This window comes from Cupriavidus lacunae (genome assembly GCF_003353055.1).
Taxonomy (GTDB): domain Bacteria; phylum Pseudomonadota; class Gammaproteobacteria; order Burkholderiales; family Burkholderiaceae; genus Cupriavidus; species Cupriavidus lacunae.
In genome coordinates, this window is sequence record NZ_QKWJ01000010.1 from 94,735 (window position 1) to 113,158 (window position 18,424).

The 18,424-nt window shown below is 66.7% G+C and carries 20 protein-coding genes; 5 read left to right on the plus strand and 15 right to left on the minus strand.

Translation table 11 applies throughout. The features are described from left to right. Positions 1 to 16: 16 nt before the first annotated feature. Entirely contained in the window at positions 17 to 727 is a 711-nt protein-coding gene (locus tag DN412_RS11295; protein ID WP_115015100.1) for a peptidoglycan DD-metalloendopeptidase family protein, read from the minus strand. A 191-nt stretch (positions 728 to 918) separates the two neighbouring features. Here DN412_RS11295 and prfB point away from each other — a divergent pair. The 5 genes from prfB to DN412_RS11320 all read left to right on the plus strand — a co-directional run bounded on the left by prfB (position 919) and on the right by DN412_RS11320 (position 6,662). After that, a protein-coding gene (prfB, locus tag DN412_RS11300) for a peptide chain release factor 2 (protein ID WP_106062022.1) occupies positions 919 to 2,023 on the plus strand; the annotation gives its coding sequence in 2 pieces (ribosomal slippage) (positions 919 to 999 and positions 1,001 to 2,023; 1,104 coding nt in all). Between the two features lie 121 nt (positions 2,024 to 2,144). Continuing rightward, positions 2,145 to 2,903 carry an SDR family oxidoreductase gene (locus tag DN412_RS11305; RefSeq protein ID WP_115015103.1) on the plus strand — a complete coding sequence of 253 codons (759 nt, stop codon included), beginning with the start codon at positions 2,145 to 2,147 and terminating at the stop codon, positions 2,901 to 2,903. A 63-nt stretch (positions 2,904 to 2,966) separates the two neighbouring features. Next, entirely contained in the window at positions 2,967 to 4,511 is a 1,545-nt protein-coding gene (gene lysS, locus DN412_RS11310; protein WP_115015105.1) for a lysine--tRNA ligase, read from the plus strand. Positions 4,512 to 4,762: 251 nt separating this feature from the next. After that, positions 4,763 to 5,509 carry a glycine zipper 2TM domain-containing protein gene (locus DN412_RS11315; RefSeq protein WP_115015108.1) on the plus strand — a complete coding sequence of 249 codons (747 nt, stop codon included), beginning with the start codon at positions 4,763 to 4,765 and terminating at the stop codon, positions 5,507 to 5,509. Positions 5,510 to 5,642: 133 nt separating this feature from the next. Beyond that, on the plus strand, positions 5,643 to 6,662 hold the full coding sequence (locus tag DN412_RS11320; protein WP_115015111.1) for a hypothetical protein: 1,020 nt from the start codon (positions 5,643 to 5,645) through the stop codon (positions 6,660 to 6,662). Between the two features lie 43 nt (positions 6,663 to 6,705). On the opposite strand, the gene iscX is transcribed toward DN412_RS11320, so the two are convergent. The 14 genes from iscX to uvrB all read right to left on the minus strand — a co-directional run bounded on the left by iscX (position 6,706) and on the right by uvrB (position 18,305). Next, positions 6,706 to 6,900 carry a Fe-S cluster assembly protein IscX gene (gene iscX, locus DN412_RS11325; protein WP_115015115.1) on the minus strand — a complete coding sequence of 65 codons (195 nt, stop codon included), beginning with the start codon at positions 6,898 to 6,900 and terminating at the stop codon, positions 6,706 to 6,708. 33 nt (positions 6,901 to 6,933) lie between these two features. Then, positions 6,934 to 7,272: an ISC system 2Fe-2S type ferredoxin gene (gene fdx / locus DN412_RS11330; RefSeq protein ID WP_078195820.1), complete on the minus strand. Its 339-nt coding sequence runs from the start codon at positions 7,270 to 7,272 to the stop codon at positions 6,934 to 6,936. Between the two features lie 40 nt (positions 7,273 to 7,312). Continuing rightward, positions 7,313 to 9,178, minus strand: coding sequence for a Fe-S protein assembly chaperone HscA (hscA, locus tag DN412_RS11335; RefSeq protein ID WP_115015117.1), 1,866 nt, complete (start codon positions 9,176 to 9,178; stop codon positions 7,313 to 7,315). 106 nt (positions 9,179 to 9,284) lie between these two features. Further along, on the minus strand, positions 9,285 to 9,803 hold the full coding sequence (hscB, locus tag DN412_RS11340) for a Fe-S protein assembly co-chaperone HscB (RefSeq protein ID WP_115015241.1): 519 nt from the start codon (positions 9,801 to 9,803) through the stop codon (positions 9,285 to 9,287). 63 nt (positions 9,804 to 9,866) lie between these two features. Next, positions 9,867 to 10,088, minus strand: coding sequence for a DUF3565 domain-containing protein (locus DN412_RS11345; RefSeq protein WP_010809023.1), 222 nt, complete (start codon positions 10,086 to 10,088; stop codon positions 9,867 to 9,869). A gap of 25 nt (positions 10,089 to 10,113) precedes the next feature. Beyond that, the gene (iscA, locus tag DN412_RS11350; protein ID WP_010809024.1) at positions 10,114 to 10,434 is read right to left on the minus strand and encodes an iron-sulfur cluster assembly protein IscA; all 321 of its coding nucleotides are present in this window, start codon (positions 10,432 to 10,434) and stop codon (positions 10,114 to 10,116) included. A 43-nt stretch (positions 10,435 to 10,477) separates the two neighbouring features. Then, positions 10,478 to 10,876 (minus strand): Fe-S cluster assembly scaffold IscU, encoded by a 399-nt coding sequence (iscU, locus tag DN412_RS11355; RefSeq protein WP_010809025.1) that lies wholly within the window; start codon positions 10,874 to 10,876, stop codon positions 10,478 to 10,480. 64 nt (positions 10,877 to 10,940) lie between these two features. Continuing rightward, the gene (locus DN412_RS11360; RefSeq protein ID WP_279635176.1) at positions 10,941 to 12,164 is read right to left on the minus strand and encodes an IscS subfamily cysteine desulfurase; all 1,224 of its coding nucleotides are present in this window, start codon (positions 12,162 to 12,164) and stop codon (positions 10,941 to 10,943) included. 54 nt (positions 12,165 to 12,218) lie between these two features. Then, positions 12,219 to 12,776, minus strand: coding sequence for a Fe-S cluster assembly transcriptional regulator IscR (gene iscR, locus DN412_RS11365; protein WP_115015122.1), 558 nt, complete (start codon positions 12,774 to 12,776; stop codon positions 12,219 to 12,221). Positions 12,777 to 12,881: 105 nt separating this feature from the next. Then, a complete protein-coding gene (locus tag DN412_RS11370) occupies positions 12,882 to 14,978 on the minus strand; it encodes a site-specific recombinase (RefSeq protein WP_115015125.1) in 2,097 nt (698 codons plus the stop codon). Between the two features lie 84 nt (positions 14,979 to 15,062). Next, complete coding sequence (locus tag DN412_RS11375; protein ID WP_115015128.1) at positions 15,063 to 15,551, minus strand: low molecular weight protein-tyrosine-phosphatase; 489 nt, start codon at positions 15,549 to 15,551, stop codon at positions 15,063 to 15,065. Between the two features lie 72 nt (positions 15,552 to 15,623). Then, positions 15,624 to 15,866: a hypothetical protein gene (locus DN412_RS11380; protein ID WP_078195812.1), complete on the minus strand. Its 243-nt coding sequence runs from the start codon at positions 15,864 to 15,866 to the stop codon at positions 15,624 to 15,626. A 41-nt stretch (positions 15,867 to 15,907) separates the two neighbouring features. Continuing rightward, entirely contained in the window at positions 15,908 to 16,129 is a 222-nt protein-coding gene (locus tag DN412_RS11385) for a hypothetical protein (protein ID WP_115015131.1), read from the minus strand. 91 nt (positions 16,130 to 16,220) lie between these two features. Then, the gene (gene uvrB / locus DN412_RS11390; protein ID WP_115015134.1) at positions 16,221 to 18,305 is read right to left on the minus strand and encodes an excinuclease ABC subunit UvrB; all 2,085 of its coding nucleotides are present in this window, start codon (positions 18,303 to 18,305) and stop codon (positions 16,221 to 16,223) included. Between the last annotated feature and the right edge of the window lie 119 nt (positions 18,306 to 18,424).

An 18,424-nucleotide genomic window follows, 5' to 3' on the forward strand; every position in this document is an offset into this window, starting at 1 on the left:
GGGGCGTTACCCCCGTTCAGCCGCGCGACGGCAGGTAGGCCATCGGGTCGACCGGCTTGCCGTTGCCGCGCACCTCGAAATGCAGCTCGCTCGCGCTGGCGCCCATGCGGCCCACTTCCTGTCCGGCCGCGACCGAGGCGCCTTCGGTGACCAGGGGCTGGTCGAGGTTGCCATAGACGGTCAGCCAGTCGTCGTTGTGCTTGACAATCACCAGCATGCCGTAGCCACGCAGGTTGCCCACGTGGATGGCGCGCCCCGCGGCGGCGGCGCGCACCGTGCCATTGGCCGGCACGGCAATGCGCAGGCCCTTGCTGGCCGGCGGCGCATAGCCGCCGGTGACGCGGCCATCGGCCGGCCACTGCAGGCGAATGCCGGTGGCGGGCGGCCTGGACGAGCCGCTGTCGACGCGCGGCGTATCGGTCACGGCCTGGCCGGTGCCGGTTGAGGCCGCGGCGCTGCCGCCGGGCGGCCGCACGCGGACCAACTGGCCCACCTCGATCTGGCCCGGGCTGGTGATGTCGCTGTTCCAGCGGGTCAGCTCGCGCACGCTGCGGCGATGCTTGCGCGCGATCGAATACAGCGTGTCGCCGCGTTCCACGCGGTAGTAACCGTCCGGCACGGGCCCGCCCGTGGTGCCGCAGCCGGCCGCGACCGCGGCCGCGGCGGCCAGCAGCAGGCCCAGCGCGCGGCGCCGGCCTGGTTCGATGTCATGTCTGGTTTGCGTCATTCGTCCCTGTTCTTTGTCCTGCCGGGGGCGGCTTGCGACCCGTATTATCGCCGCGAGCGTCGCCCGGCACCGCCGGATAGACCGCGCGGGCGCCGTTCCGTTCGGTTTGCGGCGCGTCCGAAGCGGCCCGGCAGCCCCGATCTGCCGCGCCGATCCGCTATAATTCGAGGTTTTCGACGCGCAGGAACATCATGGAAGCAGAACGCCTCAACGCCATCTCCGGTGCCATCTCCGATCTCCGTTCCCGGACGGAAGATCTACGGGGGTATCTTTGACTACGATGTCAAAGTAGGAAGGCTGGACGAAGTCAACGGCTTGCTGGAAGACCCCGACGTCTGGAACAACCCCAAGCGGGCCCAGGACCTCGGCAAGGAAAAGAAGGCCATCGAGGGCGTGGTGAGCGTGCTCGGCAAGCTCACCGACGACCTTGGCGGCGCCGACGAGCTGTTTGAGCTGGCCAGGGAAGAAGGCGACGACGACACGCTTGAAGCGATCGAGGCCGACGTCAAGGGCTTCGAGGAGATCGTCGCGGGCATGGAATTCCGCCGCATGTTCTCGGGCGAGATGGACCAGGCCAACGCCTTTATCGACATCCAGGCCGGCGCCGGCGGCACCGAAGCGTGCGACTGGGCCTCGATGCTGCTGCGCCAGTACCTGAAGTACTGCGAGCGCAAGGGCTTCAAGGCCGAGGTGCTGGAAGAGTCCGAAGGCGACGTGGCCGGCATCAAGAGCGCGACCATCAAGATCGAAGGCGAATACGCCTTTGGCTACCTGCGTACGGAAACAGGCGTGCACCGCCTGGTGCGCAAGTCGCCGTTCGATTCGTCGGGCGGGCGCCATACGTCGTTCTCGTCGGTGTTCGTCTACCCCGAGGTGGACGATTCGTTCGAGGTCGAGGTCAACCCGGCGGACCTGCGCGTGGATACCTACCGCGCTTCGGGCGCGGGCGGCCAGCACATCAACAAGACCGATTCGGCGGTGCGGATCACGCACATCCCGACCGGGATCGTGGTGCAGTGCCAGAACGACCGCTCGCAGCACCGCAACCGCGCCGAAGCCATGTCGATGCTGAAATCGCGCCTGTACGAGCACGAGATGCGCAAGCGCCAGGCCGAAGCCGACAAGCTCGAGGCCGGCAAGACCGACGTGGGCTGGGGCCACCAGATCCGCTCCTACGTGCTGGACCAGAGCCGCATCAAGGACCTGCGCACCAACGTGGAAATGTCCAACACCCAGAAGGTGCTGGACGGCGACCTGGACCCGTTCATCGAGGCCAGCCTCAAGCAGGGCCTGTAAGCAGTACCCGCCGTCCGCCCTGCCGGCGCGGCCGGCGGCGGCACAGCAACCCATCCACCGCTGTACCGCCGCCCACGCCACACCAGTACGGCGGCAGGGCGACATCTCCGACCGGGGCACCATGAGCGAAGCCAATCACCTCTACATCATCACCGGCGCCTCGCGCGGGCTGGGCGCGGCACTGACCAATGCCCTGCTCGTGCCGGGCAACCGCCTGATCTGCGTGGCGCGCAGCCGCAACAGCGAGCTCGAGCGCATCGCCACCATGAGCGGCGTGCCGGTGGCCTGGCACCTGCAGGACCTGTCGCAGGCCGGCCCCGCGGCATCCTGGCTCGCCAGCGTGCTCGACACGCTCGACATCCCGCCGACCAGCGCCACGCTGATCCTGAACGCGGGCGTGGTCGAGCCGATCGGCCCGGTCGCGAGCCTGCAGGAAAAGACCCTGGTGCCGCATCTGCTGACCAACCTGGCGGCGCCGATGACGATGACCGCGGCGTTCCTGGAGCGCACCGAGAGCTTCGACTGCCCGCGCAAGGTACTGGCGATCTCCTCCGGCGCGGCGCGCCGCCCGATCGAAGGCTGGAGCGCATACTGCGCCGGCAAGGCCGGGCTCGACATGTTCATGCGCTCGGTCAGCGCCGAGTACGCCCAGGCCGAGGCACCGCGCACCGTGCGCGCGGTGGCGCTGGCGCCGGGCGTGATCGACACCGGCATGCAGGCCACCATCCGCAATGCCGACTTCGCCCAGGCACAGCGCTTCCGCGACCTCAAAGCCAATGAGCAGCTGGCGTCGGCCGAGGAAACCGCCGGCCGCATCGTCGCCTACCTGCACCGCCCGGATTTCGGCAGCACCGAGCTGGACGATCTCCGCAACTACTAAGCCGCACCCATCAAGCCATCTGAATCCGCGCGCGGCACGCCGCGCGCGATCCGACAAGACATCATGACTGAACCGAACCGCGCCCAGGCCAAGCCAGCCGCCGCAGACACCCCCGCCGTCGACGAGAACAAGATCATCGCGGAGCGGCGCGAGAAACTGGCCGCGCTGCGCCAGCAAGGCGTGGCCTTCCCCAACGATTTCCGCCCCACTCACCAGGCCGCCGCGCTGCAGGCGCAGTACGCCGAAACCGAGCAGGCCACGCTCGAGGCCGCGCCGGTCGAGGTCGCCATCGCCGGGCGCATGATGCTCAAGCGCGTGATGGGCAAGGCCAGCTTTGCCACGGTGCAGGACGGCAGCGGCCAGATCCAGTTCTACATCACCCGCGACAAAGTCGGCGAAGAGGTCTACGCCGCCTTCAAGCACTGGGACCTGGGCGACATCATCAGCGCCCGCGGCGAACTGTTCCGCACCAACAAGGGCGAGCTGTCGGTGCAGGTGCGCGAACTGCGCCTGCTGTCCAAGTCGCTGCGCCCGCTGCCGGACAAGTTCCACGGCCTGGCCGACCAGGAAATGAAGTACCGCCAGCGCTATGTCGACCTGATCGTGTCGCCGGAGACGCGCAACACCTTCCGCGCCCGCACCAACGCGATCTCGTCGCTGCGCCGCCATATGGCCGACGCCGGCTTCATGGAAGTCGAAACCCCGATGCTGCACCCGATCCCGGGCGGCGCCGCGGCCAAGCCCTTCATCACGCACCACAATGCGCTGGACATGCAGATGTTCATGCGCATCGCGCCTGAGCTGTACCTGAAGCGTCTGGTCGTGGGCGGCTTCGAGCGCGTGTTCGAGATCAACCGCAACTTCCGCAACGAAGGGGTGAGCCCGCGCCACAACCCTGAGTTCACGATGATGGAGTTCTACGCGGCCTACACGGACTACCGCTGGCTGATGGACTTCACCGAGGACCTGATCCGCAAGGCCGCCATCGATGCCCGCGGCAGCGCCGTGCTGACCTACCAGGACCGCGAACTCGACTTGTCGAAGCCGTTCCATCGCCTGACCATCTGCCAGGCGATCCAGAAGTTCGCGCCGCAGTACACCGACGCGCAACTGGCCGATGCCGACTTCCTGCGCACCGAGCTGAAGAAGTTCGGCGTCAATACCAACGCGCCGCAGTTCCTCAACGCCGGCCTGGGCACGCTGCAGCTGGTGCTGTTCGAGGAAACCGCCGAAAGCCAGCTGTGGGAGCCGACCTTCATCGTCGACTACCCGGTCGAGGTCTCGCCGCTGGCGCGCGCCTCGGACACGGTGCCGGGCATCACGGAGCGCTTCGAGCTGTTCATCACCGGCCGCGAGATCGCCAACGGCTTCTCGGAGCTGAACGATGCCGAAGACCAGGCCGACCGCTTCCGCAAGCAGGTCGAGCAGAAGGACGCCGGCGATGAAGAAGCCATGTATTTCGACGCCGACTACATCCGCGCGCTGGAATACGGCATGCCCCCGACGGGCGGCTGCGGCATCGGCATCGACCGCCTGGTGATGCTGCTGACGGACAGCCCGAATATCCGCGACGTCATTCTGTTCCCGCACCTGCGCCAGGAAGACTGAGCAGGCACTTCGGCAGTGAAATAGCCCCACCGATCCGGTGGGGCTTTTCCTTTGGGGCAACGCCGAAGTCATGCCAGGCCGCCGAATGTTACAGTCCGGCCCAGGGATACGCGCCCCGGATAAGCATAAGTTATTGATAAAAAAGACTTTTCCCGTCTACATATATTTACAAAATCAAACGGAAAACGTCGCCCGCTTCGGCCACACTGGTTCCATCCCAACGCGGCCTTCGCCGCACCGGAGCCATAACAATGCAAAGCCAAGCCACCCCGAACGACAACACCCCTGCCCCGCTGCCGCCGCAACGCCGGCTGCATCCGCTTGTCGGTGCGGCAGCCGTCGCCGTGGTGATCGCCAGCCTGACCGCAGTCGCCGCCGTGACCGGCGTGCTGCCGATCGGCAAGGCCAGCCCGGACCTGCAGGCGCAGGCCGGTGCGCAGGGAGACCCGCAAGGACCGCTGCCGGTCACTGCGTCCCCTGCCCCGGGCAGCACCACCCGGCCGCCGGTCTACGACGACGGCCAGCCGCGCCTGGCCAACCAGGACGCCGCCCGTTCGTCGCAAGCCGCACCACGCACCGCGCCGGCACGCCAGGCCGCGCCGCGCGACAGCGAAGCCGGCAGCAGCCAGCGCGCCGATGCCGAACGCCAGCCCGCCAAGGGTAGCCCCTATGCCGGCCGCATTGTCGCCGTGACGCCGATCCAGACCCAGAAGCCCAACACCAGCGGCCTGGGCGCGCTCGGTGGCGCGGTGGTTGGCGGCCTGCTGGGCAACCAGGTCGGCAAGGGCAACGGCCGCATCGTCGGCACCGTGGTCGGTGCCGTGGGCGGCGGCGTGGCCGGCAACCAGATCGAGAAGGCCGTCAGCAAGGACACACACTACGAAGTGCGCGTGCGCATGGACGACGGCAGCCACCGCAGCTTTACCTACGAGCAGAACCCTGGCGTGCAGGTGGGCCAGCGCGTGCACCTGGAGAACGGTGCGCTGGTCACCGGGTGACCGCCCACGGTACGCGCCGGCGCGTTTAACGTGCCGTTGCAAACCAAGGCCGGCTTGTCGCCGGCCTTTTTCATGGTTGCTTTGCTATGATTCCTGGGCGCCGCCCCCCTCCCGGTGGACCGGAGTCCATACCATGCAGCCCGCTCCCCTCAATCCCTGCAGGATCTGGCAACGGCTTCTCCCACTGGCCAGCGGACTGTTGCTGGCGCTGTCGCACCACGCGGCGTACGGGCAGGAGCTGCTTCTGCTCGGCGGCCTCCAGTCGACCAAATCCCTTGGCGAACATAGCTACGGCTATGCCTACTCTTACCAGCACAACCTCGGCGAGAACTGGTACGCGACCTTCACCTACCTGAATGAAGGCCATGTCACCGACCATCACCGTGACGGCCACAGCGTCCAGCTGTGGTGGCGCTACCTCGCCCTGGACCGCAGACTGACGCTGGCCCTCGGCGCCGGCCCCTATCGCTATTTCGATACCACCGACCAGCGGCCGGACGGCACCTACGACAACCACCACGGCTGGGGCGCGCTGCTGAGCGCCTCGGCAACCTGGTATGTGGACGGCGGGCCCTGGATGTTGCAGGCGCGCTACAGCCGCACACAGACGCCTTCCAGCATCAAGACCAACACGCTGCTGGTGGGCGTCGGCTACCAGCTCGATCGCGGTGACCGCGGCGGCCCGGTAGTCCCGCCGCCGCGCCGGACCGACAATGTCACGCAAAATGAACTGACGGTGTTTCTCGGCGAAACCATCGTCAACAGTTTCAATTCGCAGACCTCCACGGCCAAGGCGGTGGAATACCGGCGCGGGCTGTGGCGCTATGTGGACGGAACAGTCAGCTATATCAACGAGGGTGAAAACGCGGCGCTGCGCCGCAACGGTGTGGCCGCCCAGGCGTGGCTCACGCGCGCGTTCTTCCACGACAAGCTGACACTGGGAGTCGGGGTGGGCCCGTACTATGCGATCGACCTGAGCCAGCAAGGCCTGGGCGCGGCCAGCCCGCCGTCGCGCTGGTCGGGCCTGATGTCGATGTCGGCCAGCTACCGGCTCGGCGACCACTGGCTGACGCGGCTGACATGGAACCGCACCGTGACCGGCTACGACCGCGATACCGACGTGATCCTGGCGGGCGTCGGCTACCGCTTCTAAGCAAACAGGCCGGCAAAGCCGGCCTGTTTCAGGACTTTCCAGTCTATTCGGATTCTTCGATCCAGGCGGCCTGGATCGCCTCCAGGATCTTCTCGCCGGAACGCTCAGGCGCATCGGCGAAGCCATCCAGCTCCAGCACCCAGCGTCGCAGGTCGGTGAATCGCACCGACATGGGATCCACATCGGGATACTTGTCGTACAGGGCTGCCGCGATATCGTAGGTATCGGTCCACTTCATGGGATTGTTCTCCGCTGAGGTCTGCCGGGCCGCTCAGTGGCCTTCCTTGGCGTGGTTGATGGTGTACTTCGGGATCTCGATGGTGAGGTCTTCCTCATCGACGATGGCCTGGCACGAGAGGCGCGAATTCGGCTCCAGCCCCCAGGCCTTGTCGAGCAGGTCTTCTTCCTTCTCTTCCGCCTCGTTGAGCGAATTGAAGCCCTCGCGCACGATCACGTGGCAGGTGGTGCAGGCGCACGATTTCTCGCAGGCGTGCTCGATCTCGATGCCGTGCGAGAGCAGCGCGTCGCAGACGCTGACGCCCTTGTCGGCTTCAATCACCGTCCCTTCCGGACAGTATTCAACGTGGGGCAAAACAATGATCTGAGGCATGTGGTGTCCTGATGTCTGTATGTCGGTGCGGGCCCGGTGATCAGCCCAGCTCCTGCACCTTGCGCCCGGCCAGCGCGCTCTTGATCGAGCGGTCCATGCGGCGGGCTGCGAATTCGTCGGTACCGTGCGACAGCTTTTCCACTGCGGCGTGGATGGCGTGATGGTCCTCGCCGGCGGCGATCTCGCGCACCGTGGCCATCAGCGCTTCCACCGCGGTGCGCTCTTCGGCCGAGAGCAGGTCGCCATCGGTTTCCAGTGCGCGCTGCGTGGCCTCGAACAGCCGGTCCGCATCCACGCGCGCTTCGGCCAGCGCGCGGCTCTTCATGTCGTGCTCGGCCTCGCGGAAGCTGTCCTGCAGCATGCGCGCGATATCGTCGTCGGCCAGGCCGTACGACGGCTTGACCGTGACCGAGGCTTCCACGCCCGAATGGGTCTCGCGCGCGGTCACCGACAGCAGCCCGTCGGCGTCGACCTGGTAGGTCACGCGGATGCGCGCCGCGCCCGCCACCATCGGCGGGATGCCGCGCAGCTCGAAGCGCGCCAGCGAACGGCAGTCGCTGGCCAGCTCGCGCTCGCCCTGCAGCACGTGGATCGCCATCGCGGTCTGGCCGTCCTTGAAGGTGGTGAACTCCTGCGCGCGCGCCACCGGGATGGTGCTGTTGCGCGGGATGATCTTCTCGACCAGGCCGCCCATGGTCTCCACGCCCAGCGACAGCGGGATCACGTCGAGCAGCAGCCAGTCTTCGCCCGGGGCATGGTTGCCGGCCAGAAGGTTGGCCTGCATGGCGGCGCCCAGCGCGACCACGCGGTCCGGGTCCAGGTTGGTCAGCGGGGTCTGGCCGAAGTAGTCGCCGACGGCCTTGCGGATCGACGGCATGCGTGTTGCGCCACCGACCAGCACCACGCCCTTGACCTCGTCAGGGGTCACACCGGCGTCGCGCAGCGCCTTGCGCACCGGCGCCACCGTTTTCTGCACCAGGTGCGCTGTGATCTGCTCGAAGGTCTCGTCGGTCAGCGCCAGGTGGACGATCTCGCCGGAATCGAGCACGGCATCGATCACGGTACTGTCCGCTTCCGACAGCGCTTCCTTGGCGGCACGCGCACGCACCATCAGCAGGCGCATGTCCTGCGCCGACAGCGGCTGCAGGCCGGCCTGCTCGACGATCCAGCACAGCACGCGCTGGTCGAAATCGTCGCCGCCGAGTGCCGAGTCGCCGCCCGTGGCCATCACTTCGAACACGCCGCGCGTGAGCTTCAGCACCGAAATATCGAAGGTACCGCCGCCCAGATCATAGACCGCGTAAATGCCTTCCGAGGCATTGTCCAGCCCGTAGGCGATGGCAGCCGCGGTCGGCTCGTTGAGCAGGCGCAGCACTTCCAGGCCGGCCAGGCGCGCGGCATCCTTGGTCGCCTGGCGCTGGGCCTCATCGAAGTACGCCGGCACGGTGATGACCGCGCCGACCAGATCGTCGCCAAGGGTGTCTTCTGCGCGCTGGCGCAGCGTGGCCAGGATCTCGGCCGAGATCTCCACCGGGCTCTTCACGCCCGCGGCGGTCTTGATCTGCAGCATGCCCGGCGCATCGACAAAGTCATACGGGCTGTGCTCGATATTGGTCACATCGCGCAGGCCGCGGCCCATGAAGCGCTTGACCGAAACGATGGTGTTCTTGGGGTCGCGCACCGCTTCTTCCTGGGCCCGGTACCCGATATGGGTGGTACGGTCCGGCAGGTAGCGCACGACCGAGGGCAGCAGCGCGCGGCCGCGCTCGTCGGCCAGCACTTCGGGAACGCTGCTGCGCACCGCGGCCACCAGCGAGTTGGTGGTGCCGAGGTCGATGCCGACGGCCAGGCGGCGTTGGTGGGGCGCCGGCGACATGCCGGGTTCGGAAATCTGGAGCAGTGCCATGGTAATTCTTCGCTGTCTTGTACGGCAGGGAAACCGCCATGCGGGCGGCATGGAGGCGGTTTTCGCGCCGGGCGCCATTGTGTCACGGCCCCGGCAATCTTGCCGGTCAGTCTTCCAGCCGGTCGAGGGCCTCGCTGGTATCGTGCTCGATCTTCTCGATAAACATCAGTTGCCGCACCGCGCCGCCGGCCGCGTCGTTGTCGCCGGCATCCAGCAGCGCGCCCAGTGCTTCGTGGCGCTCGCGCTTTTCCTGGCGCAGGCTGCGCAGCAGCGCATCGAGCCGGTCCACCGCGCGCTCTTCCACCGCCTCCTGCAGCGCTTCGCGCCATTCCATCTGCTGCATCAGGAAGGCCGGCGTCATGGCCGTGTTGTTCTCGGCCTGCACATCGACGCCGCGCAGTTTCAGCAGGTAGGTCGCGCGCCGCAGCGGTTGCCGCAGCGTACGGTAGGCTTCATTGGCATGCGCGGCCCACTGCATGGCCACGCGACGCTCGGCGTCGCCCGCCTTGGCAAAGCGGTCCGGATGCGCCTGCGACTGCACGGTGCGGTACGCCGCATCCAGCGCGGCTTCATCGACGCCGTACTGCGCCGGCAGGCCGAACAGCGCAAAAAAATCGTCTTTCAACTGCTTCCCCAAGAAAAAGGAGCGACCGCGCCGCCCCTTTGTCCATTGCCGCCACGGTGCCGCTCAGGCGGGCTTGCGTGCCCACTCGGCTGGCGGTTCGTTGCGGTCGCACTTCAGGCAGTTCACCCGCATGCCGATCATGCCGGCGCGGCCCTGCTCGCTTTGCGTCCATGGCCGCGACTGCCACGGCGGGTCGTGTCGCATATGCTGGCCGTGCCCGCATTCGAGTTCGGCCACCCAGTGGCCTTCCTCGTCCCGGCGGAACCCGACGATGCTGCGCTCCACCGGGGCTTGCTTGCGCTGGCGCGCCTCAGACCGTGAAGGACTCGCCGCAGCCGCACTCGTCCTTGACGTTGGGGTTGTTGAAGCGGAATCCTTCATTCAACCCTTCACGCGCGTAGTCGAGTTCGGTGCCGTCGATATACGGCAGGCTCTTGGCGTCGACAATGACCTTGATGCCGTGCGATTCGAACACCGCGTCTTCCGGCAGCAGTTCGTCCACGTATTCCAGCTTGTAGGCCAGGCCCGAGCAGCCGGTGGTCTTCACGCCCAGGCGCAGGCCCACGCCTTTGCCGCGGCGTTCCAGATAGCGGGCCACATGCTTGGCCGCCTTCTCGGTCATGGTGATCATCGTTGCGTCTTCCTTCGTCGATGCCGTGGTCAGTGCGACAGAATCAGGCAGCCTTCTGCTCGGCGCCGTGCTTCTTCTTGTAGTCTTCGACGGCGGCCTTGATCGCGTCTTCGGCCAGGATCGAGCAGTGGATCTTCACCGGCGGCAGGGCCAGCTCTTCGGCGATCTGGGTGTTCTTGATCTCCAGCGCCTGGTCCACGGTCTTGCCCTTGACCCACTCGGTCACAAGCGAGGACGAGGCGATGGCCGAGCCGCAGCCGTAGGTCTTGAACTTGGCGTCTTCGATCACGCCAGCCTCGTTGACCTTGATCTGCAGCTTCATCACGTCGCCACAAGCCGGCGCACCGACCATGCCGGTGCCGACCGCATCGTCGTTCTTGTCGAACGAACCGACGTTGCGGGGGTTTTCATAGTGGTCGAGAACCTTCGTGCTGTATGACATTTGCTTACCTCTTGCGTATCTTTTGCGGGGGTATTGCTATTGCTCTGCTTGTCCGGCGGACGCGTCAGTGCGCGGCCCACTGGATCGAATTCAGGTCGACGCCGTCCTTGAACATCTCCCACAGCGGCGACAGGTCGCGCAGCTTGCCGATCTTGCTCTTGAGCAGCTCGATGGTGTAGTCGATCTCCTGCTCGGTGGTGAAGCGGCCCACCGTGAAGCGGATCGAGCTGTGGGCCAGTTCGTCGTTGCGGCCCAGGGCGCGCAGCACATACGACGGCTCCAGCGAGGCCGAGGTGCAGGCGGAACCCGACGACACCGCCACGTCCTTGATCGCCATGATCAGCGACTCGCCTTCGACAAAGTTGAAGCTGACGTTCAGGTTGTGCGGCACGCGGTGGTCCAGGTCGCCGTTCAGGTAGACCTCTTCCATGTCCGACAGGCCGTTCCACAGGCGGTCGCGCAGCATGCGGATGCGTTCGTTCTCGGTCGCCATCTCTTCGCGGGCGATGCGGAAGGCTTCGCCCATGCCGACGATCTGGTGCGGGGCCAGCGTGCCCGAGCGCATGCCGCGCTCATGGCCGCCGCCGTGCATCTGCGCCTCGATGCGCACGCGCGGCTTGCGGCGCACGTACAGCGCGCCGATGCCCTTGGGGCCGTAAGTCTTGTGGGCCGAGAACGACATCAGGTCGCACTTCAGCTTGCCCAGGTCGATCGCCACCTTGCCGGTCGCCTGCGCGGCGTCGCAATGGAAGATGATGCCCTTCTCGCGGCAGATCTCGCCGATCTGCTCGACGTCCTGGATCACGCCGATCTCGTTGTTGACCAGCATCACCGAGACCAGGATGGTGTCCGGGCGCAGCGCCTGCCTGAACACGTCCATGTCGAGCAGGCCGTTTTCCTTGACGTCGAGGTAGGTCACTTCAAAGCCCTGGCGCTCCAGCTCGCGCGTGGTGTCCAGCACGGCCTTGTGCTCGGTCTTCAGGGTGATGATGTGCTTGCCCTTGCCCGAATAGAAATTCGCGGCGCCCTTGATCGCCAGGTTGTTCGATTCGGTCGCTCCCGAGGTCCACACGATCTCGCGCGGGTCAGCGCCGACCAGTGCTGCGACCTGCTCACGCGCCTCTTCCACCGCGCGCTCCGCCTCCCAGCCGTACGCATGGCTGCGCGAGGCGGGGTTGCCGAACTGCTCGCGCAGGTACGGAATCATCTTGTCCGCCACGCGCGGGTCCACCGGCGTGGTGGCCGAGTAATCCATGTAGATGGGGAAATGTGGGGTGCTCATCGTTATGACTGCCTTGTTAGGGACCGCTGATCGCTGTTTGCTGTCGTTGCCCGGGCGCGTTCAGGACTGCGCCAGGCTGAAAACTGAATTCACCATTCTGGCCCGGACCGGCTTTTCCTGCTTGTCGGCCTTGCCGCGCGCCGCGGCCGCGACCGGCTGCGCGGCGTCTTCGCGCATGTCGTGCAGCACCGTCGCGGGCTGGCGCTCGCGCTGCTGGTCCACCAGGTTCTTGAGGGAAACGGAGTCGAGGTACTCGACCATCTTCTGGTTCAGCGTGGCCCACAGTTCGTGGGTCATGCAGCGCCCGGAGCCGTCATCTCCGTTACAATTGCCCTTGCCGCCGCACTGGGTGGCATCCAGGGGCTCGTCCACGGCGATGATGATGTCCGCAACTGTGACGTCTTCGGCCTTGCGCGCCAGACTGTAGCCGCCGCCCGGGCCGCGCACGCTTTCGACGATCTCGTGCCGGCGCAGCTTGCCAAACAGCTGCTCCAGGTAGGACAGCGAGATCTTCTGCCGCTGGCTGATGCCGGCGAGCGTGACCGGTCCCTGGTCCTGGCGCATGGCCAGGTCGATCATCGCAGTGACCGCGAAGCGGCCTTTGGTGGTCAGTCTCATGGTGCAGGGCTCTGGGGATGAAGCGAATACTTGATCGTTTCCGTCAAGTATAAAGGTACCCGACTAATTCAGTCAACTACCCCTGCCGCAGCGCACCACCGGCCGTCAGGCCTCGCGCCCGCCGGCGGCCGTCTCCGGGCCTGCCACGTGGGGCGGCATCACCAGCGACAACGGGTGTTTCAGGATGCGCCGCCGCACGGCCGCGCTCAGCTCGGCCCGGTCCACGCGCCGCAGGTTGCGTGACCGCAACGCCATATTGAACGCCAGCGCAAAGCTCACCGCCACGTTCAGCATCCCCATCAGCGCAATGCCCGCCACCGCCAGCCACAGCGCCGGCATGCGCAGCGCATCCAGGCCCAGCACGCCGATCGCGGCGCCGACCGAGCCGGTCGACAACGTCACATGGCGCACTTCCATATGCGGCCCGAAGAAGCTCAGGATCTCCGGCCCCAACCCCAGCAGCAGGCCCAGCGACACGTTGGCGACAATGCCGGACAGGTTGCGCCTCCAGAAATCCGCCAGCCGGGTGGCGCCGCGCGCACCCAGCACGTACTGCAGGCGCCGGTTGTAGGCCATCACGTCATGCACGCGGTGCAGCGCGAACCAGTTGTCGGCCCAGCCGGCGATCAGGCTGGAGAGCCACAGCAGCACGCCGGTGAAGGCGGCATAAAGCGGCGTGAGACCCAGGATCGAGAAGGATTCGATGGTGGCAATCGCCTTGGCCGGCGTGATCAGGTTGGCGCCCAGCAGCTTGTACGCCAGCCACTGGATCCCCAGTGCCACCGGGAACACCACTGCCAGGTTGCCGACGATGGCCGCCGCGTTGGAGCGGATCATGGCGATGGTGTCGTCGATGAAGATCTCGCGCCCTTCCGGCCGCCCCGCCCCGTCCAGCCGGTGCGCCAGCGCGGGCCCGGTCATGGCCGGCTGCTTGGTCGCCAGCGTGAAGTGCGCGAAATGGATGGCCAGGAAGCTGCCGGCGTAGTTGAACGAGGCCAGCAGCCCTTCGCTGAATTTGTCCAGGTGCAGGCCGTAGATCAGGAACTTCAGGTACACCGTGGCGACCGAGACCAGGCCGCCGCCGGCCGCGGCGCGCACCAGTTCGGCGTACTCCTTGCGGTCGCGCGTGATGTAGTGCTCGCCGGTCTCGGCCGAGCGCTCCACCACCTTGCGCGCCAGCTGCGCGAACGAGGTCCCGGCCAGGTGCGAGATGCTGCGCCGGGCCTGGGTCGAGCGGATCAGCTCCGCCACCAGGTGCGCCTGCATGCCGGCGCGGCCGGGCTCGACCCAGGCCGCCAGCAGCAGCTCGATGCGGCTGAGCTGCACCTTCATGCGCTCGATCTGGAACACCACCTCGACCGACACGCCGTTTTCTTCCAGGTCCTCGTACACATGGCGGGCCGCCGCATGGCAGCCATCGAGCAGCGCGCGGAAGTAGTTCAGGCGGTGGCCGAAGCGGCTGTCGTCATGGCGCAGGCCATCTTCCCGCAAGGCCTGGATGGCCTCGTCCAGGCGGAAGAACGGGGTGTCCTCGACACGCCCGGCCAGGCGCGAACGAATCGCCTGGCTCAGGCCGGTGGCGCGCACCTGGCTGACCAGCACCGCGATGCTGGTGGCCAGGGTCTTGCCCAGCGCATCGCGATACTGCGCCATGGCCGCCGCCTCGTCCTCGGCGCTGCCGGCCTGCAGCACGCGCGCCAGCCGCGCCATCAGTTCATCGTCGATGGCCTCGACCCACCCGGCATCCTCGTCGCCGACGAATACCAGCGCAAACAGCCCGGCCATGTCGCTGCGGTTGGGCGGCGGCGGCAGGAAGCGGTTCTGCAGCCGGCTCACCATCTCGCTGACGAAGCCCGGGTGCAGCGCCACGCCGGTATCGCAGAACAGGCCCGTGGGATCGTTCTCGCGCACCAGGCTGCGCACCGTCAGCGCGAAGCGTCCGGCCCAGTCGGGATGCCGTTCCAGCACCTGCAGCAGGTAGCGCAGGCGCACATGCTCCGGATGGCGGCGCTGCGCGCCGGCTTCCTGGCTGTCGGCGTCGGCGCCGAGCCCGCCGTCGCGGCGGATCCAGAAGCCCAGCTCGATCAGCCAGCCGTTGCGCTCGGCCAGCGGGGCATCCGGGTCGGCCGCGGCCAGGATGGCGTCGAGCTGCAGGCTGGCATTGCGCGACTCGCGCCATTTGCGGAACAGTTTGCGAAGCATGGATTCTCGTGGGATCGGGCCATCGGCCGCGGCGTTCGTGACGGCGCGGCGCAAGCGGCGGGAAGACAGCGGATGGTGCCGGCGTCAGCCGGCGTTGCCCTGGAGGCGGCGGCGCAACTCGGCCACCAGGCCGTCGCAGGCATCCTCGATATAGTCGAGCACGCGCTCGAAGCCATCGCCCTCGCCATAGTACGGATCCGGGACTTCGTCGGCGTCATGGCGGGTGGCGAAGTCCATCAGCAGGCGCACCTTGTCGCCGGCATCCGGACACAGCCGCATCAGGCCGGCCAGGTTCTCACGGTCCATCGCCAGGATCAGGTCGAAGCGGTCGAAGTCGGGCACGCCGACCTTGCGCGCACGCAGCGCCGACAGGTCATAGCCGCGCTGCAGCGCGTGGCGCTGGGTGCGGGGATCAGGCGCGCGGCCGAGGTGGTATTCATGCGTGCCCGCCGAATCGAGCGCCACCAGCGGCTCCAGCCCGGCGGCCGCCAGCTTGGCGCGCAGCACGCCTTCCGCCGTCGGGGAACGGCAGATGTTCCCCATGCAACACATCAGGATGGCGTATTTCTTCATCGGATCAAGGCTTGGCGGGAGTGGCATGGCAGGCGCAATTCTACCCGCCGCCCCTGCAGCGCCAGGGGCAGACTAGGCCAGCTGCCTGGCCAGCCGCTCGCCGTGCGCAAACCCGGCCACTTCCGCGGCCTCGGCCGATTTGTAGTGGTCGGTGATGAGCGAGGTCTCAGTCAGCGTGCCCGCGGCCCGGATATTGGTGCTGGGGCGGCAGACGCGCACGGTGTAGGACCATTCGCTCTGCGAGCGCTGCCTGACCTGCACCTGCACTTCGTGGGTTTCATAAACCTTCTTCTTCCATTCGCCGATTTCGGTCATTGTGGTTCTCCACGGAAAATGGGGGATGCCCGGCTGGCCGGTTAGTTGACCTCGCCCGCGTCGATCGCGCGCATGGCGCCCGCCTCCGCGAGGGCAATGGCCGCTTCTTGCGTGGGCGCGTCGCCCGCTATCGCCTCGAAACTTGGGCCGGAAGACTCGCCGAAGGCATCGGCGATGCGCATCCGCGCCGCAAACCCGCCAGCGGCATTCGGGATCGCGCTGACCACGATCGCGTAGCCGCCGTATTCAAACTGGCGTTCCATCGCAACTCCTCCTCGGCGCTCACGACAGCCTGGCCGCCACGCCTCCATGACGCATTTCACTATAGGCGAGCCCGGGGCGGCATCGTGCGAATCAGGCCGGCGGCAGCGCGCTCTCGCCGCTGGCGCCGAACACCTGCGCCTTGAGCTTGGCCAGCTGGTCGCGTACCTGCGCCGCCTGTTCGAACTCCAGGTTGCGGGCATGGTCGAGCATGAGCTTCTCCAGCCGCTTGATCTCCCTGGAGACCTGCTTCTCGCTCATATCCTCGTAGCGGGCCTGCTCCTGCGCGGCCTGCAGCTCAGCCCTGGCATCGCTCACGCTGTAGACGCCGTCGATGATGTCCTTGATGCGCTTGACCACGCCGCGCGGCGTGATGCCGTTGGCCTCGTTGAACGCAATCTGCTTGGCGCGGCGGCGCTCGGTCTCGCCGATGGCCTTCTTCATCGATTCCGTCATGCGGTCCGCGTACAGGATGGCGGTGCCGTTGACGTTGCGCGCGGCGCGGCCGATGGTCTGGATCAGCGAGCGCTCGGCGCGCAGGAAGCCTTCCTTGTCCGCATCGAGGATCGCCACCAGCGACACCTCGGGAATATCCAGGCCCTCGCGCAGCAGGTTGATGCCCACCAGCACGTCGAAGGTGCCCAGGCGCAGGTCGCGGATGATCTCCACGCGCTCGACGGTGTCGATATCCGAGTGCAGGTAGCGCACCTTGACGCCGTTCTCGGACATGAACTCGGTGAGCTGCTCGGCCATGCGCTTGGTCAGCGTGGTCACCAGCACGCGCTCGCCGGCCTCGACGCGGGCGTGGATCTCGGACAGCAGGTCATCTACCTGCGTGGTCGCCGGGCGCACCACGATGATGGGATCGACCAGCCCGGTCGGACGCACCACCTGCTCCACCACCTGCCCGGCATTCTCCTGCTCGAACTGCGCGGGCGTGGCCGAGACAAACATCACCTGGCGCATCTTGCGCTCGAACTCGTCGAACTTCAGCGGCCGGTTGTCCAGTGCCGACGGCAGCCGGAAGCCGTAATCCACCAGCGTGGTCTTGCGCGCGCGGTCGCCGTTGTACATGCCGTTGAGCTGGCCGATCAGCACATGCGACTCGTCCAGGAACATCAGCGCGTCCGGCGGCAGGTAATCGACCAGCGTCGGCGGCGGGTCGCCGGGGCGTGCACCGGACAGGTGCCGCGAGTAGTTCTCGATGCCTTTGCAGAAGCCCAGCTCGGACAGCATCTCCAGGTCGAAGCGGGTGCGCTGCTCCAGCCGCTGCGCCTCCACCAGCCGGTTTTCCTTGTGGAAGAACTCCAGCCGCTCGCGCAGCTCCGACTTGATCGCCTCGATCGCGCGCAGCACGGTCTCGCGCGGGGTCACGTAGTGGCTCGACGGATAGACCGTGAAGCGCGGGATCTTCTGGCGCACGCGGCCCGTCAGCGGGTCGAAGAATTGCAGCGATTCGACTTCGTCGTCGAACATCTCCAGCCGCACCGCCATCTCGGCGTGTTCGGCCGGGAAGATGTCGATGGTATCGCCGCGCACGCGGAAGGTGCCGCGCTGGAAGTCGGTCTCGTTGCGGGTGTACTGCATCGCGATCAGGCGTGCGATCACATCGCGCTGGCTGATCTTGTCGCCGGCGCGCAAGGTGAGAATCATCTGATGGTATTCGGTCGGGTTGCCGATACCATAGATCGCTGAGACGGTCGCCACGATGATAGTGTCGCGGCGCTCCAGCAGGCTCTTGGTCGCCGACAGCCGCATCTGCTCGATATGCTCGTTGATCGACGAGTCCTTCTCGATAAACAGGTCGCGTTGGGGGACGTAGGCCTCGGGCTGGTAGTAGTCGTAGTAGCTGACGAAGTACTCGACGGCGTTGCGCGGGAAGAATTCACGGAATTCCGCGTAGAGCTGCGCCGCCAGCGTCTTGTTCGGAGCAAACACGATGGCCGGCCGCCCCATCCGGGCGATCACATTGGCCATGGTGAAGGTCTTGCCCGAGCCCGTGACCCCCAGCAGTGTCTGGAAAGACAAGCCGTCTTCCACGCCCTCCACCAGCTGCCGGATCGCCTCCGGCTGGTCGCCGGCGGGCGGGAACGGCTGGTACAGCTGGAACGGGGAACCGGGAAATGTGACGAATTTGTCTTCGTCCAGGGCCGGCGCGGCTTCGGCAAGGTTCGTCATAGGCGGGATTAGGGAAATACCTCAGGAAAACGGACGGATACGCTAGAATCTTGGGGTTGTCAGCCCCTGCTTCAAGCCGAGAAGCAAACGGGGCTTGCCAGCCCCCAGCGCAGTACGGA

Excerpts from the sequence above, each read along its gene's own strand:
- iscA (WP_010809024.1), bottom strand. The coding sequence starts at position 10,434 with ATGATCACCATGACCGAGAAGGCGGCCAAGCATGTGGCCCGCTATCTG.
- DN412_RS11375 (WP_115015128.1), bottom strand. The coding sequence starts at position 15,551 with ATGAAGAAATACGCCATCCTGATGTGTTGCATGGGGAACATCTGCCGT.
- hscA (WP_115015117.1), bottom strand. The coding sequence starts at position 9,178 with ATGGCACTGCTCCAGATTTCCGAACCCGGCATGTCGCCGGCGCCCCAC.
- iscU (WP_010809025.1), bottom strand. The coding sequence starts at position 10,876 with ATGTCATACAGCACGAAGGTTCTCGACCACTATGAAAACCCCCGCAAC.
- DN412_RS11295 (WP_115015100.1), bottom strand. The coding sequence starts at position 727 with ATGACGCAAACCAGACATGACATCGAACCAGGCCGGCGCCGCGCGCTG.
- DN412_RS11320 (WP_115015111.1), top strand. The coding sequence starts at position 5,643 with ATGCAGCCCGCTCCCCTCAATCCCTGCAGGATCTGGCAACGGCTTCTC.
- DN412_RS11315 (WP_115015108.1), top strand. The coding sequence starts at position 4,763 with ATGCAAAGCCAAGCCACCCCGAACGACAACACCCCTGCCCCGCTGCCG.
- uvrB (WP_115015134.1), bottom strand. The coding sequence starts at position 18,305 with ATGACGAACCTTGCCGAAGCCGCGCCGGCCCTGGACGAAGACAAATTC.
- DN412_RS11305 (WP_115015103.1), top strand. The coding sequence starts at position 2,145 with ATGAGCGAAGCCAATCACCTCTACATCATCACCGGCGCCTCGCGCGGG.
- iscX (WP_115015115.1), bottom strand. The coding sequence starts at position 6,900 with ATGAAGTGGACCGATACCTACGATATCGCGGCAGCCCTGTACGACAAG.
- iscR (WP_115015122.1), bottom strand. The coding sequence starts at position 12,776 with ATGAGACTGACCACCAAAGGCCGCTTCGCGGTCACTGCGATGATCGAC.
- DN412_RS11385 (WP_115015131.1), bottom strand. The coding sequence starts at position 16,129 with ATGGAACGCCAGTTTGAATACGGCGGCTACGCGATCGTGGTCAGCGCG.
- DN412_RS11370 (WP_115015125.1), bottom strand. The coding sequence starts at position 14,978 with ATGCTTCGCAAACTGTTCCGCAAATGGCGCGAGTCGCGCAATGCCAGC.
- DN412_RS11380 (WP_078195812.1), bottom strand. The coding sequence starts at position 15,866 with ATGACCGAAATCGGCGAATGGAAGAAGAAGGTTTATGAAACCCACGAA.
- fdx (WP_078195820.1), bottom strand. The coding sequence starts at position 7,272 with ATGCCTCAGATCATTGTTTTGCCCCACGTTGAATACTGTCCGGAAGGG.
- lysS (WP_115015105.1), top strand. The coding sequence starts at position 2,967 with ATGACTGAACCGAACCGCGCCCAGGCCAAGCCAGCCGCCGCAGACACC.